10 protein-coding genes are annotated in these 15,545 nt (G+C 62.2%); 6 read left to right on the top strand and 4 right to left on the bottom strand.

Annotation, left to right across the window (positions count from 1 at the left end):
• Positions 1-18 precede the first annotated feature (18 nt).
• The 3 genes from INQ41_RS07105 (at position 19) to INQ41_RS07095 (ending at position 5,208) form a co-directional block, all read left to right on the top strand.
• Entirely contained in the window at positions 19-210 is a 192-nt protein-coding gene (locus INQ41_RS07105; RefSeq protein WP_193983127.1) for a hypothetical protein, read from the top strand.
• Between the two features lie 14 nt (positions 211-224).
• Positions 225-2,723: a DNA ligase D gene (gene ligD, locus INQ41_RS07100; protein ID WP_193983125.1), complete on the top strand. Its 2,499-nt coding sequence runs from the start codon at positions 225-227 to the stop codon at positions 2,721-2,723.
• Between the two features lie 70 nt (positions 2,724-2,793).
• Complete coding sequence (locus INQ41_RS07095) at positions 2,794-5,208, top strand: catalase (RefSeq protein WP_193983123.1); 2,415 nt, start codon at positions 2,794-2,796, stop codon at positions 5,206-5,208.
• Between the two features lie 756 nt (positions 5,209-5,964).
• Here the strand turns inward: INQ41_RS07095 and INQ41_RS07090 are convergent.
• Entirely contained in the window at positions 5,965-6,927 is a 963-nt protein-coding gene (locus INQ41_RS07090; RefSeq protein WP_084105494.1) for a DNA-binding protein, read from the bottom strand.
• A 104-nt stretch (positions 6,928-7,031) separates the two neighbouring features.
• Between INQ41_RS07090 and INQ41_RS07085 the strand changes: the two genes are divergently transcribed.
• The 3 genes from INQ41_RS07085 (at position 7,032) to INQ41_RS07075 (ending at position 11,834) form a co-directional block, all read left to right on the top strand.
• Complete coding sequence (locus INQ41_RS07085) at positions 7,032-8,111, top strand: site-specific integrase (RefSeq protein ID WP_193983121.1); 1,080 nt, start codon at positions 7,032-7,034, stop codon at positions 8,109-8,111.
• A gap of 87 nt (positions 8,112-8,198) precedes the next feature.
• Positions 8,199-10,001 (top strand): DUF4209 domain-containing protein, encoded by a 1,803-nt coding sequence (locus INQ41_RS07080; protein ID WP_193983119.1) that lies wholly within the window; start codon positions 8,199-8,201, stop codon positions 9,999-10,001.
• A 676-nt stretch (positions 10,002-10,677) separates the two neighbouring features.
• Positions 10,678-11,834 (top strand): IS3 family transposase gene (locus INQ41_RS07075; RefSeq protein WP_193983117.1). Its coding sequence is split into 2 segments (ribosomal slippage): positions 10,678-10,927 and positions 10,927-11,834, totalling 1,158 coding nucleotides; the frame shifts between segments, so codons are not numbered across the junction.
• A gap of 38 nt (positions 11,835-11,872) precedes the next feature.
• Here INQ41_RS07075 and INQ41_RS07070 read toward each other — a convergent pair.
• From INQ41_RS07070 to INQ41_RS07060, 3 genes are all read right to left on the bottom strand, one after another.
• A protein-coding gene (locus INQ41_RS07070; RefSeq protein WP_228076528.1) for an IS3 family transposase occupies positions 11,873-12,960 on the bottom strand; the annotation gives its coding sequence in 2 pieces (ribosomal slippage) (positions 11,873-12,708 and positions 12,708-12,960; 1,089 coding nt in all).
• Positions 12,961-13,408: 448 nt separating this feature from the next.
• Positions 13,409-13,867, bottom strand: a complete 459-nt coding sequence (locus INQ41_RS07065) for a hypothetical protein (RefSeq protein ID WP_052106480.1) — start codon at positions 13,865-13,867, stop codon at positions 13,409-13,411.
• A 448-nt stretch (positions 13,868-14,315) separates the two neighbouring features.
• On the bottom strand, positions 14,316-15,509 hold the full coding sequence (locus tag INQ41_RS07060; protein WP_228076788.1) for a TIR domain-containing protein: 1,194 nt from the start codon (positions 15,507-15,509) through the stop codon (positions 14,316-14,318).
• Positions 15,510-15,545 lie beyond the last annotated feature (36 nt).

The following is a 15,545-nucleotide window of genomic DNA, read 5'->3' as shown; positions in this document are numbered from 1 at the left end:
CGCACCGTGGACAGGACCATGAGCCAGCACAACAGCCGTGACCGCAAGGACCCGCCGCCGCCGGATGAGCCGCCGGCAAGGGACGAGACGCCGGAGGAGCGGCAGCGCCGCAAACAGATCGAGAGCGAGAACCAGGACGAGGCGCTGGAGGAAACCTTCCCCGCCAGCGACCCCGTTTCTCCCTTCGTGCCGGCAAAACGGCCGGAATAGGCCGCCGCGGATCGATGAGTCTCACCGAGTACCGCAGGAAGCGGCAGTTCAACAGGACCCGCGAGCCCGAGCCGGGTAAACCGTTGACGCCGGGTGACCGGGCGATTTTCGTCGTCCAGCTCCATCACGCCTCGCGCCGCCATTACGACTTCCGCCTGCAGGTGGGCGATGCGCTGAAATCCTGGGCCGTGCCCAAGGGCCCCAGCTACGACCCCAAGGTCAAGCGCATGGCGGTCGAGGTGGAGGACCACCCGGTCGACTACGCGAGCTTTGAGGGCGAAATTCCCAAGGGCGAGTACGGCGGCGGCCACGTGGCGCAGTTCGACCATGGCGTGTGGAGCACGCAGTACGACGCCGAAGCCCAGCTCGCCAAAGGCCACCTGCGCTTCCAGCTGTTCGGCGAGAAGCTCAAGGGCGGGTGGCATCTGGTGCGTTCGGGCAAGGCGGCCCGGCAGCCGCAGTGGCTGCTGTTCAAGGACGATGACGCCTACGCCTCCGATCTGGAGGCGGACGACCTTCTGGGCGATGTCACGCCCGCGCCGGCCGCCGACGTCAAACGCGCCGGTGCAGGCAAGACGGGCAAGAAGGGCCTGCTGGCGCCTCCGGAACCGCGCGCGACGTCAACACGTGCGGCGAAAAAGAAATGGGCGACGGCGGCGGCCAAACTGCCGGGCGCGAAAAAGGCCACGCTCGACGGTGGCGCGTTCGAGCCGCAATTGGCCAAGTTGGGCGATGCGCCTCCCATTGGTGAGCGCTGGTTGCACGAAGTCAAATGGGACGGCTACCGGCTGGTGGCGACCATCGTCGCCGGGCGGGTGCGGCTGTGGTCCCGCAACGCACTGGAGTGGACGGGGAAGGTCCCCGAGGTGGTTCAGGCCCTGGAGCAACTGGGGCTGCGCAGTGCGGCGCTGGACGGTGAGCTGATCGCCGGCACCGGTACCCAGCAGGACTTCAATGTCCTCCAGGCGACGCTGTCGGGAGAGCAGCAGGGCGCCCTGAGCTACGTCCTGTTCGACCTGTTGCACCTAGACGGGATCGCCATTGACCGGGCGCCGCTGCTGGAGCGCAAGCGTTTGCTGGAAGCCGTGCTGGCCGACGCTCCGCCGTCGCTGGCGTACAGCTCGCACATCCCGGTCGATGGTGCCGCCGCATTTGCCCTGGCCGGCGAACAGCACTTCGAAGGCATCATTTCCAAGCGCGCCGACGGCGTCTATCACCCCGGTCGCGGCGACGACTGGCGCAAGACCAAATCGATCCAGAGTGACGAGTTCGCCGTGGTTGGGACGCTGCCCCCCAAGGGCTCGCGCAAGGGCTTTGGCGCGCTTTTGCTGGCGAGCCCCGACGGAGCAGGGGGCTGGTCCTACGCCGGTCGCGTGGGCAGCGGTTTCAGCGACCGCCAGCTCGACGAGATCAGTGCCCATATCGGCAACGCCGGCAGTGCGACGCCCACCGTGGAGGTGCCGGCGAGCCAGAAGGGGCCGCTGCGCGCGGCGACCTGGTTCAACCCGCTGTTTGTCGCCGAGGTCTACCTGCGGGGCATCAGCGGCCAGGGCCTGCTGCGGCAGCCTTCGTTGAAGACCATTCGACTGGACAAGGATCCCGGTGACCTGATGAGCAGCGACAAGTCCGCCCCCAAGCCGTCCGCCGAGCCGGTCAAAATCAGCAGCCCGACCAAGCTGATCTATCCCGACGCGCGCATCACCAAGGCCGACGTTGCGGCGTACTACGAGCAGGTCATGGACTACCTGCTGCCGGAGGTCATCAATCGGCCGCTGTCGGTGATCCGGTGCCCGTCCGGGACCGCCAAGGCGTGCTTCTTCCAGAAACACCACACCGCGGGCATGGAGCGCGTGGACCTGGTCCGCCTGAAGGAGGAAGCGGGCACCAACGCCAACTACCTGGTGGTCCGCGATGCCGCCGGGTTGATGGAACTGGTCCAGTTCAACGCCCTGGAGTTCCACCCCTGGGGATCGTTCGCCGACAACCCGGACGTGGCCAACCGGGTGGTTTTCGATCTCGATCCGGGCCCTGACGTCCCGTTTGCCGAGGTCAAGCAGGCCGCCCGCGACGTTCGCAAGCTGCTGCAACAAGCCGGGCTGGTAAGTTTCCTGCGCACCACCGGCGGCAAGGGGCTGCACGTGGTGGTACCGCTGAATCCGGGGTGCGAGTGGGAGCTGGTCAAGCACTTCGCGCACGGGTTTGCCGATGCCCTGGCCGAGTCCGAGCCCGAGCGCTTCATTGCGGTTTCAACCTTGAAATTGCGTCCGGGCAAGATCTTCATCGATTACCTGCGCAACAGTCGCGGCGCGACGGCGATCGCCAGTTACTCGCTGCGGGCCCGGGAGGGAGCGCCGGTCGCCTTGCCACTGACATGGGCGCAACTGGGGTCGCTCAAGGCCGGCAACGAGTTCGATCTGCGCAGCGTACCGCCGCGTCTGCGGCGCAGGCGCAAGGACCCCTGGGAGGGCATCAACTCCGTCCAGCAGGACCTGTCGCGCTGGTCGGCAGGCTGACCCGTATTTGATGCGGGTTTCACCTTCGCGGCCTTACGTTTCCCGTTCCAGACCACGCCGCGAGAGCACCATGCCGACTTCCAAACGCCCACCGTCCAATGGCAGCAAGAAGAGCGGCACGGCTGCCAAGGCCGCCGCACGCGCGTCCGACAGCGGGCCCGCAGCGCCACCTCCGGGTGACATCGACGATGCGCCGGCGCAGCAGGCCGCCGACATCAACTCCACCGTCGCGGCCATGCCCTACAACCCGACCAAGCCCGCCGAATACGGCCACGACAACGCCCGCGCGCCCAGCGAAGGAGCCCACCATCCTCCCGCGTCCGCGCTGGTCGGTGCCAGCACGCTGGCCGAGACCAACCACTCCGACAAGACCGGGCGCGCCGCCACGGCAGGCAGGAACCCTACCGTCGATCCGCTCGACCGCGTCCGCGTGGATGCGACTGGCCAACCGCTGACGACCAACCAGGGAGTAGGGGTCGCCGACAACCAGAATTCCCTGAAGGCCGGGCTACGTGGACCGGCCCTGCTGAAGGACTTCATCCTGCGCGAAAAGCTCACCCACTTCGACCACGAACGCATCCCGGAACGCGTAGTGCATGCGCGCGGATCCGGTGCCCACGGCATCTTCGAGTGCTATGAGCCACTGACCAAGCTCACGCGGGCGGCGCCGTTCCAGGAGGCCGGCAAGATCACGCCGGTCTTCGTGCGTTTTTCCACGGTGGCGGGCGAGCGCGGCTCCAAGGACACCCCACGTGACGTGCGCGGCTTCGCGGTCAAGTTCTACACCGACGAGGGCAACTGGGATCTGGTCGGCAACAACATGCCGGTGTTTTTCATCCAGGACGCGATGAAGTTCCCGGACCTGGTCCACGCGGTCAAGCCCGAGCCGCACCACGCGATGCCGCAGGCGGCGTCCGCCCACAACACGTTCTGGGACTTCATCGGCCTGATGCCCGAGTCCATCCACACGATTATGTGGCTGATGTCGGACCGCGCGATTCCGCGCAGCTTCCGCATGATGCAGGGCTTTGGCGTGCATACCTTCCGGTTCGTCAACGCGGAAGGGGCGTCCGTGTTCGTCAAGTTCCACTGGAACCCGATCCTGGGAACGCATTCACTGGTCTGGGACGAGGCGGTCAAGATCGGCGGCGCAGACCCGGACTTCAACCGGCGCGACCTGTGGGATGCGATCGAAGCGGGGGAGTACCCGTCATGGGAACTGGGCGTGCAGATCTTCAGCGAGGAGGATGCGGAGAAGTACAGCTTCGACGTGCTCGACTCGACCAAGATCGTGCCCGAGGAACTGGTGCCGGTGACACCGATCGGACGCATGACCCTCAACCGCAATCCGGACAATTTCTTCGCCGAAACCGAACAGGTCGCGTTCTGCAGCGCGCACGTGGTGCCGGGCATCGACTTCACCAATGACCCGTTGCTGGCCGGGCGCATCCATTCCTACGTGGATACCCAGCTCAGCCGGCTGGGCGGACCGAACTTCCACGAGATCCCGATCAATGCCCCGATCGCGCCGGTGCAGAACAACCAGCGCGACGGCATGCATCGCCAGGCCATCCACCGGGGCTCGGTCTCCTATGAGCCCAACAGTCTGGCCGGTGGGTGTCCGTTCCAGACCGGCGTGGCCGGTTATGTGCCATTTCCCGAGCCGGTGCACCAGGATGAGGTGCGCGGCAAGCCGGAGAAATTTGCCGAGCATTTCAACCAGGCAACCCTGTTTTACGAGAGCCAATCCGCCCCCGAGCAGGCGCACATCGCTGCCGCGTTCCGCTTTGAGCTGAGCAAATGCACCGTGCCGGCGATCCGCGAACGAATGGTGTCGATGCTGCGCAATGTTTCCGAGTCGCTGGCCGCGCAGGTCGCCCAAGGGCTTGGCATGGCGCTTCCGGAGCCGATGCCCCGTGCACTGGCCAATCCGCCGGCCCCGGAAATCACCCGTTCACCCGCATTGTCGTTGTTGGCACGGCCCGGCGATGGCGGCATCCGGACGCGAAAGATCGCACTGCTGGTCGCCGATGGCGTGGACGGCGAGGCCGTTGCCAGCATCCAGGCGGCGCTGCTTGCGGCTGGTGCGGTGCCGCGGCTCGTGGGCAGCCGGATCGGTCCGGTCAAGCCGGCGACGGGCGACGCCCTGGACGCGGATGCGTCGATGGAGAACGAACCCTCGGTCCTGTTCGACGCTTTGGTGTTGCCGGCAGGCGAGGCAGGCATCGCCGCGTTGGCCCGCGATGGCCACACGGCCGAGTTCATCAAGGACCAGTACCGTCACGGCAAGACGATCCTTGCGCTGGGCGCTTCGCGCTCCTTGCTCGATGGCGCGGGCATCCCGGTCACGCTCGTCGACGGAAGCCCGGATCCGGGAATCCTGGTTGGCGCGGAGGAATCGCTCACGTCCAGCGTCAAGGCGTTTATCGAAGCGGTCGCCCGCCATCGTCATCCCGAGCGTGAGACGGATCCGCCGCGGGTTTGAGTGACAGGTAAGGCGCACCGAGCCATCCGGCGCAGCGCCGGGTGGCTTTTTAATGCCGGGACATTTCAATGGGGTGGTCGGTCTGGAGGATGAACGAGAAAGCCGTGCGACCGGCGGCGCTGGTTCGTAGGTCAGATGTCTTGTTACATAATATGCATTATGCGAAGTGAGGGGCGCAGACTCTCCAGCACAAACCTTCCCGCACCTTCGCCTACAGACCTTCCCGGTGCTCAGCGCACTCAAGTGGGTCAGGACTCTGCACATCTCGGGTACAGAACGACCACTCAAGTGGGTACAACGACGGCGCTCTGCACTCCGGTGGGTACACCTGTACGCCTCTGACGAGCTCTTTCCCCGGAAAATTCGACTTGCCACGCGTAGAAACTGTGCTCTTAGGAGGTAGGCAGGCCTGGCCAAGACGAACAGAGGCGGAGATTAAGGACATCACCGATCACCTACGTTGAAGTTTCTGACCCCTCTTGATCGTTGGGGTCGGTGAAATCTGACCGACCTACGTCCTGCTAATCGCTCAGAAATTGCTGTAGCACCTCGGTCGTGTGCTCAGCGTACTCATGTGGGTAGCGCAAGCGGCCACGGTGGTCATCACGCGGCACGTGGGCATAGACCGTCGCCTCCAGCAGCGCCCGAAGAACCCGGGCTCGGCCGCTTTGTCGGTGACCGCTTGCTGCATCAAAGCGGGTGAGTTTGTCGGCTGGAATCACGCGCGTGGGTACCGTCTGATTAGGAAACCCTAGGTTACCCGGATGGCTTGCGCTTGGTAGCGCGCTTGCCGGTGGCCCCGGCCGCCTTCCCGGCGCCCGGCGTCCGTGATCCAGGCTGGGGCTTTCGTTGGCTGCGGATCCAGGACGCTTCCAGCGCAGCCGGCAAATCCTGCAGCTTGCCCAGTTGCTGTTCCAGAGCGTCGGCCCGTGCGCGTTGGACGCCGGCGTCTTGCAGGGCCTGTGCGGCCTCCGCCTGGGCCCGGTCGCGCGCGGCGCGAAGCTGGCCCTCGCTGGATGCGCGTTCCCGGGCCGCCGCGACGACCTGTGCCTGAGCTTCCTTGGCCTCCTGCCGCGCCCGGTCGACTTCGGCGTGGGTGCGGTCCTCGACCGCGCGGACGTGCTGAGCCAAGTTATCGCGCTCAGCGCGAGCGTTCTCCTCCCACAGGCGGAGCCGGGTCTCCAGCTCCTGGCGCGTCGACTCCAGTTCCGTCACCCGCGCCAGCGCGGTATCGCGCTGGGCGCCAAGGTCCTGGCCTTGGGTCTGGAGCTGGTTCACCAGCCGCTGCAGCTCAGTGGTCTGGGCTACGGCGACGCGCTCCGCTTGAGAGGCGGTTTCAGCGGCGTGGCGCAACGTTGCGGCCTCGGTTTGTAGCGCTTCGCGATCCTGATTGAGCTCTTCGCGCAGCGCCCCGATGGTGGCCCGATCGACCGACAGGGACTCATGGAGACTCCTTCGTGCGGCATCGATGGCGAGCTCCCACCATTGCCCTGCCAGCGCGGCGACCGCTTCCGGCGCTTCAGGCACGGCCAGGCGCGCTTGATGCCCCTGCAGCCGAGCACCCAACGCCTGCCACCAGGTTTCCAACCACCGGGTCACGGTGTTGGGCGAGCCGGTGCCGAGATGCGCTCGGATCCGTTCGATCGTCGGCCGTTCGCCAGCGGCGACCAGTGCGTCGGCCGCTGCGTGGACGTCAGATTCGGTGATGCCACGTGCCATCGAGGTGCCTCCTACGCGGGCGCCCTACTCGGTTGATTCCGTACTGGTGATAAGTGATGATTATCGCCAGTACGCACCCTATGTCATAACATACACTACATAGTATGAAACGCAATAACGCACTCCCCGTCAGCGCCGCGACAGCCGCCAGCCTGGTGCTGCCGGAGCAGCTCGCCCAGCAAGCGGCCGACGCAGTGCGCGAACTGCTCGCCGAAGCCGCGGCCGCCAACACCACCCGCAGCTACGCGACCGCCCTGCGCTACTGGGCCGGCTGGCACCAAGGCCGCTATGGCGTCGAACTGACCTTGCCGGTCAATGAAGCCGTGGTGATCCAGTTCCTGGTCGATCACATCCAGCGCAAGAACAAGGCCGGCCTCGTCACCGAGATGCCCTCAGCGCTGGACCAGGCACTGGTGGCCGCCGGCCTCAAGGCTAGGATCGGGCCGCTGAAGCTCTCGACCGTGGTTCAGCGGGTGGCCGTGCTGTCGACGGCGCACAAGCTCAAGCGCCAAGCCAACCCCTGCGAGCTGCCCAGTGTCCGCACGCTGCTGAGCCGGGCCCGCCGTGCCGCAGTCAAGCGCGGCGAGCGCCCGACCAAAAAGACGGCCATCACGCGCCCCGAGCTGGAGGCCATGCTGGCGACCTGCGACGACAGCCTCGAAGGCCTGCGTGACCGTGCCCTGCTCTGCTTCGGGTTCGCCAGCGGCGGACGCCGGCGCAGTGAAATCGCCGCCGCGGACGTGCGCGACCTGCGCAAGGTGGGCGATGACGGCTATATCTATCGACTGGAGTACTCGAAGACCCAGCAGGCCGGGGTGAAAGCGGATTCGACGCCGGATAAGCCGATCCTGGGGCGCAGTGCCGAAGCGCTCGCGGCCTGGCTTAATGCGGCAGAGATCCACGAAGGGGCGATCTTCCGGCGGATCTGGAAGGATCGGGTGGGCCCTGCCCTTCTCCCGGGCTCGGTGGCCACTATCGTGAAGCGCCGGGCTCGCTTGGCGGGGTTGGAGGGGGACTTTGGGGCGCATAGCTTGCGGTCGGGATTTGTGACCGAGGCCGGCAAGCAAGGCGTCCCACTCCCGGCCGTGATGGCGATGACCGAGCATCGTTCCGTGGCGAGCGTGATTGGGTATTTTCAGGCAGGCGCAGCGGAAGACAATCCTGCAGCTCGCCTACTGAAGTAGCGAGAGGCGGCGGCAGAATCTTAGAACGGCTCGCCGTTAGAGTGGTGATCCCTCATATCGACCAACACCGACCGATCGGAGAAGTGCATGCCTGTACTAGAGGAGGCTATCGACGATGAGACCTACGCTGCGCTTGACTGGATTTCGTTGGTCGGGGAGGAAGGAGACGGCGCCGCCCCCTGGTCATTGACGACGAAATTTTACCAGAGGGCCAGGGAACTCGAAGAAGAAGGTCAACCTCTTCTATCCAAGGCCATGCAGGTCTTGGGTGGCGCTATCTCCATGCACCTGCGGCACCCGTCCCACGCACCCTTTGGGCCAGTATTTCAAAGCAGCGAAGGCCGGAGCATGTCCATGGAGGACCTCGGCCAGAACGATGTGGCCCTTCTGGCACGCGCTGCCCGTGAGGCTCCAACTCCTTGGCTCAAGGCACGATTTGCCGACCTTTCGGTAACGGCCGATGGACGCATCCCTCCCGATTGGCGCTTGGGGCGGTTGGCTGTTGACGCCTACCTAGACTACGTCGGGTCGGTATTTGGTACGGAGCACGCGATTCGTGGACTCGACGAACTGCAACGCAGCCTGGTCTTGCTCTGGGTGTATGCCAAAAAGGATCCCGCGTTGTGGGAGCGATACTGGAACGTGATTCTCGACGAAATTCCGTACTCGATCGAGAACAACTGGCCCGGCTTGGCTTTTCGTCTGTGTGACGAAGCGATTAATCGTAATCGCCACGCCTGCGAAGCCATCCTCCCCCAGATTGAAGCCAAGGCTGCCGCCTTGGACGCCGACGATCCTCAGGAAGCGGCGCGATGGCATGCGCAGGCCTATCGGCTGAATCAACGATTGGGTAAATCGAAGGAGGCCAACGCGTCGCTTATGGCCCAGGGTGAGGCCATGGCGCGCGCTGCAGAACTTGCCGCAGAGCAGCAACCACTGATCGCCCCAATGCACATGACCGAAGCCATAAGCCTCCTGCGCAAGGCCAAGGCGGTGCCATCGCGTATCCAGGATCTGCGAGATCGGCTTGCTACCTACGAACGGGCTTCCATGGACCATTTCGGCCATTTTTCCGCGAACACCGATGTCAGCGAATGGGTAAAGTGGATCGACGAGCAGATCGCAGCACCCGATTTCTTCTCCGCTTTACTTCGAGCGACCTATCGCACGGGGCAGTGGCTGAATCTGGAAGAAATCGAGGAACGTGTACGGCAACAGCATGTCGAACATCCGCTAGCAAGCATGTTCACAACCACTCACGTCAACGCGGACGGAGTGGTTGTTGCCCAGCGCCCACCCCTCGATCTGAATGACCCAGCGTCAGTTCGTCTGCACGCAATCAGTAGCGCCCACGAAGTCGACATTCCCATGCGGTCGTCAGTCATGGTGTCGCATGTCGTGAACACTCTGCACAGCCAATATCAGCCATCATTCCACGTGGTCAAGGAGATCGTAGAAGCATCACCCATCACGCCGCGTGGCCAAACTGAGACTCTAGCCAGGGGGTTGTTCTCGGGCTTCATCGCCGACTGGCTTGCGGTGTCGGTCTACCTAATTCCCGCGGTAGAGCCTTTCGTGCGCGCGCAACTAAAAAGGATTGGAACTCATACAACGGGCATGAGCGAAGATGGCACGCAACACGAGAAGACGCTGGGCGAAATGCTCGATATGCCGGAAGCCGAACGTTTTTTTGGCAAGAACCTTGTATTTGAACTTCACGTCCTGCTGGCCAACTCGGAAGGGTTCAATCTGCGCAATGCGTACTGCCATGGCCTGATGACGGATGCCGAGCTGCGGAACGCAGGGATCATGTCCCTATGGTGGACGCTGTGGAGGATGATCCTTTTCCCGTGGCACAATCATCCCGCAGTTCTTGCCCCTGAATGCTGAGCAGATCTAACGGGATGCGCGAGCAACTAGTTGCACCAGAACGCAGTGAGATGAAAGACCAACTGATACACCACTACACCAGTATCGGCGCACTGGCCTCCATCCTCCGTCACAAGACTATCCGATTCGGGCGGCTGGACACATTGGATGACACCCAAGAGGCGCAACGTATCGGCAACTTCGACTTCGGCACGATGCTGTTCGCAAGCTGCTGGGTAGAGAAGGTCGAAGAGGATATCGCTCAATGGGCGATGTATGGGGCTGCGATGAAAGGCGTGCGAATTTCGCTTCCAAGGCAGCCTTTCGCTCATGTGCCAATAATGTCAAACCCTGCGTCTATGATGCGGGTGCGCGGACAAGGCTATACATTGTCCCCAGACCATATAGATGAAGAGAGTCAGTTCTTAAGTCGCGTCACCTACGTCGACGATATCGCCGCAGAGTACGAGGCGCGTATTGAATTGATTCCGCCAGATGGATTTCGTATCAATGGGCGCACGACCTCACTCGCGACGTTCAAGAACACTTATTGGTCCTTTCAAAGAGAAGTCAGGTTTATTCTTCACGCCACACCAGGTCCAGAAGGCTGGACCAACGACCTCGAATGGGCAGCGGGGTTCTACCCCGATTCTGCGGACACTTTCACTAAGATCCATACTGGATCAGAGGAGTGTCCATGTCCAAGCGCAAGCGTTACAGCCCTGAGTACAAGCACGAGCTCGTCGAGCTGGTCCGGCGGTCGAATTCGAGCTGCCGAAAGATTGCTCTGGAGGTCGGGGTCGGTCCGGCCCTGCTGACCCGCTGGGTGCGGGAGGCCGATGCCGGAGGAACCAAAGCCTTTCCTGGCGGTGGAACCCCGCGCGACGAGGAACTCGCCCGCCTCAAGCGCGAGCTGACGCGGGTGACCAAGGAGCGTGATTTTTTAAAAGACGCGGCGGCGTACTTCGCGAAGCAGTCACCGAACGGTACGCGGTGATTGAGTACTGCCGCAGCGACTTTCCCGTCGGGATGATGTGCCGTTGCCTTGAAGTGTCGACCAGCGGCTTCTACGCCTGGTCCGGGCGCAAGCCCGGACTGCGGGCGCAGGACAACGCGCGTTTGCTGGTGCGTATCCGGGAGATGCATGAGGACAGCAAAGGCGTTCTCGGCGCGCCGCGCATGCACGAAGACCTGGGCGACGAGGGCGAAAGCGCCAGCCTCAACCGGGTGGCGCGACTGATGGCGGCGAACGGACTTCAGGGCTTGCCGCAGCGCAAGAAGCGTCGCTTTGGCCAGAAGCCGGGCAGTCGACCGGTTGGGGTCGAGAATCTGCTGGAACGCGATTTCGACGCCTTCGAGCCGGAGACCAAGTGGGTGACGGACATCACCGAGATCGTGACGATCGAGGGCAAGCTGTTCTTGTGCGTCGTGCTGGACCTGTACTGCAAACGGGTGATGGGCTGGTCGATGCACCATCGCCAGGACAGGCACATGGTCGTGCGGGCCGTGCAGATGGCGGTGTGGCAGCGGGAAGGCGAGAACGAAGTGATCCTGCACTCGGATCGCGGCGGGCAGTTCATCAGCGGCACGTACCAGAAGTTTCTGGGCGGCAACGCCCTGGTCTGCAGCATGAGCGCGGTTGGCCATTGCGGCGACAACGCGGCGTGCGAAGGATTCTTTGGGGTGCTCAAGCGGGAGCGCGTGCACCGCACTCACTACCGGACCCGGGACGAGGCGCGGGCCGATCTGTTCGACTATCTGGAGCGGTTCCACAACCCGCGAATGCGTCGTAGAGTTGCCCGGCGTGATCGGGAGTTTCAGGCCTTAATCAAACCGTCCGTGGAAACGGGGTAGAACCCTCCCCCCGTTTTTAACGGACACCAAAAGTGGAGCTAAGCGGCACGTGCCAGTTTCTGTATCGGGGTAATGCCGCCGAGTGCCATGTTGGGGCGCTCGTGGTTGTACGTCCATAGCCAGCGCGTGGCCTTGTCCTGCACCTGCTCGATGGTGTCGAACAGGATCCGGGCCAGCCAGGCATAACGCACCGTGCGGTTGTAGCGTTCGATATAGGCGTTCTGCTGTGGCTTCCCAGGCTGGATGTGCTCAATCCGGATGCCCTGTCGCTCGGCCCAGGCCAGCAGCGCGCCACTAATGTATTCCGGCCCGTTGTCGCAGCGGATCGCACGGGGTTTGCCGCGCCATTCGATGATCTGCTCCAGCGAACGGATCACCCGCGCTGCCGGCAGCGACAGGTCCACTTCGATGCCCAGCCCTTCGCGGTTGAAGTCGTCCAGCACGTTGAACAGACGGAAGCTCCGGCCGTCGCTGAGCTGGTCATGCATGAAATCCATGGACCAGATCTGGTTGATCGTATCGGGCACGGCCAGCGGCTCGGGCTTCTCCCGCACCAGGCGCTTCTTCGGCTTGATCCGCAGGTTCAACTCCAGCTCCCGGTAGATGCGATAGACCCGCTTGTGGTTCCAGCCAAAGCCTTTGACGTTGCGCAGGTGCAGGAAGCACAGGCCAAAGCCCCAATCGCGATACGCCGTGGTCAGCCGCACCAGCCAGTCGGCGATGCGTGCATTCTCGTCCGACGACGTGGCCTGGTAGCGGTAGCAGGTCTCGCTCAATTCGAAGGTCCGGCAGGCGTGCCGAATGTTCGTGCGCCCGCCCTCGATCGCTGTTCGGGCCATCTCCCGGCGTTGAGATGGCCTCACCATTTTTTTGAGAGCGCTTCCTTCAGCAGGTCGGCGCTCAGCTGCGCGTCGGCGTACATCTTCTTCAGCCGCCGGTTCTCGTCCTGCAGCTCCTTGAGCTGGGACATCATCGACGCATCCATGCCGCCGAATTTGCTGCGCCACTTGTAGAACGTGGCCGAGCTGATGCCGTGTTCGCGGCATATCTCCGGGACGGGCGTGCCGGCCTGTGCCTGCTTGAGCACGGCGATGATCTGGCTGTCGGTGAAGCGGGACTTCTTCATTGGAACCTCCTCGGGAAAGCGTACGAGAAAATTCCACTTCTGGGGTCAGCTAACCTGTGGGGGGATTACCGGGACCCTTCGGCCCCAAGGCTCACTTCATCGACATGCCATTAGCACCCAATGCTCTTAGTCAGGGCGAAGTCATACTGGGCCCGCTCACGAACGAGTCAGATCAGCTTATCGTGGAATCCCTTATCGCAACTTTGGCACCTGGTTTGCGGGTGCGAAATAGCGAACTAACGGGCCTTATCCGTCATCGCTAGCAACAAGGTTTCACATCTATAGCAGCCGTGTCGGACCCGCTTTCTGTCATAGCAAGCTTACCGTTATCGCGTCGAGCTCGGCCGCATACCTTCGGCGACGTTAACGTCAGGGTACGTCAGCTGTGGATTGTGCGCCGCCTCTCCTACCCCCGATAAATCTTCCTACTCCACTTCCGATCTATAGGCTACTGCGGCCTATTACTCTTCGGGCCAGGGCTGAACTTAGAATTCAGCCCCTGGCGTACACCAGCCACGTCAGGACTAATTTCTACCATCTTGTCGGTGGCCGCTTCCAGTATCCCTGTACATATCAGCATCGCGGTTGTCAGGTAGCTTCGATCTGTATCGTTATCCAGCCCCGAACCACGGCCATTGGCTTCCATTCGGTAGAACGACATAGGGTGGATGTGGGAGTGCTGCGACCACAGGTCCCAGAGTATGTCGAATTGCGCCTTCTCCATCCCCACCATCTCCACCAACTGGGCCCGGTCCAAGAACCAAGCCTTCTTGCCAGACAGACATTGTGCCTGCACGGGCTGCGCCAATTGTTGAAAGAACGGAATTGCTTTCAAGCGTGCAACTAGCTCATCTCGCTGCCCCTCAAATCCCTGTCGCTGCTCCTGATTGTCCGTGAACATCTTCAAGCGAGTACAGCAGTCGTTAAGCTGAAGCAGTGTGATTCTAGCTCTGCCCTCCTCTAGATCCTCGTCTGTCGGAGATACGAGGTAGTGGAAGTACAGATTGCCTTCCAATAGCGCCCGTGCATGGCATGCCAGTACATGGAACCCCCATTCCTCATAGTCGTTTTCAGCCCATCGGGACAGGGGTACGGCACGAATGGCAGCCGTAGCGTGGCCACACATGCGGGCGAAGACGTACGTTGCGTATCCCACACAAGGACTCGCCATCCGCCCAGCTTGGGCTTGTCCGACGGCTATGGCTTCGCATACGGCCTCGTCCAGACAACCCAGAGCTGCCTGGTAGTCCTCCCGCGTGGGCTGTCCCCGTTCAGCCAATCTCTTAGCAAGCGCTTCAGCGGTACACATTCAGGGCCTCTCGCCGGAAGGCTTGGTCAGATTAGTAGGCTTCATATTATTCGTGGACTTCATCGTCTATCCCCGGGTCCCAAGAAATCGCGCTGGCGTGTTGGGCGAAAGTGTGGGGCCCGCCGGGCTTCAACCACGGGCGGAGGTCATTAAACGAGAGATCGGCGCCAAAGGCGCCGGCCGCATGTCCGAACAACTCACCTTGCGGGTACAGAAAAGTGATCCCTATAGGGGTAATGATGAAGTTCCTGAAGATCGTCCCATCGCTGGGTAACGCTTCACGTACTCTAATTAGATCGTCGGAACTAAGCTCCCCATCGAATCGACCCGCATACTCCTTCGCCACTCGCTCTCGAACCAACGCAGTTATCGAGGTGTAAGCCGAATGGGGTTCGGAGAGAAAGTCATCGAAACTGATCTTGATTAGCTGATCATCAATGATCATGAAGTTATGTGTTTCGACCCACATGAATCCATGAGCCGCGCCCGCAAACATGCCATCCTCATGAACGCTAAAGCTCAAGATGAATTGGTTCGCCAAGTTAGGTGAGATGAAAACATGGAATGAATTCGCCGGCTTCCAGTCCGGGTCGCCGGCCCAGCTTGAGAAGTGTTCCTCCTCCTGATTGATCCTGGCCTTTCTGGCATTGAGCAAGGAATTCAGCCGCAGGGACGCGAAGAATTCGTTGAGCTCGACGGCGGTGTTGGGCACTCGCGATGACTCGACATGCGGATATCTCATCGACACTTCGTAGCCAGGAAGGCCTTCCCACCGATGCTTCTCTTCGCGAAGGAACATCCGAAAGGGGTCCATCTCCACGCCGGTGTGGATGGCGATACTCCGTTGCTGTGCGGCCAGTTCCAGCGACTCAACCAACTCTTGCCACCCCTCAGGCAAACGGATGTACTGGTGCGATCTTAAAATTTTTACCGGTACTTCGCAGTCCTCGAGCAGGATTGGGATCAGCCCGATGTCTCCGGGCAAGTTGTATCGCTGCTTGTCCAATGCGTCACTGATTTCTCTTTGGACATAGCCGCGCTTGCTGACGCTACGCGGGGTCATGAAGATCAGATAGACGTCGGCAGCATTGAAGGCGTGCTGGATCACTTCATCCCAGTCCTGTCCGGGAAGAATCCTCTTGTCGATCCATGGCTCAAAACCGAGCGCCTTAAGCTTGTTGAAGTACGGCGTGACTAGCGCCTTGTCTTCCGCACAATGGTTCAGAAAAACCTTAAGCACCAAGATCCGCCCCTTATCTATCTACGGACACCAGAA

Origin of the sequence: Lysobacter ciconiae (genome assembly GCF_015209725.1) — a bacterium.
GTDB lineage: Bacteria > Pseudomonadota > Gammaproteobacteria > Xanthomonadales > Xanthomonadaceae > Novilysobacter > Novilysobacter ciconiae.
The sequence above is the reverse complement of the archived record's forward strand: the minus strand, read 5'-3'. Positions and strand labels throughout refer to the sequence as shown.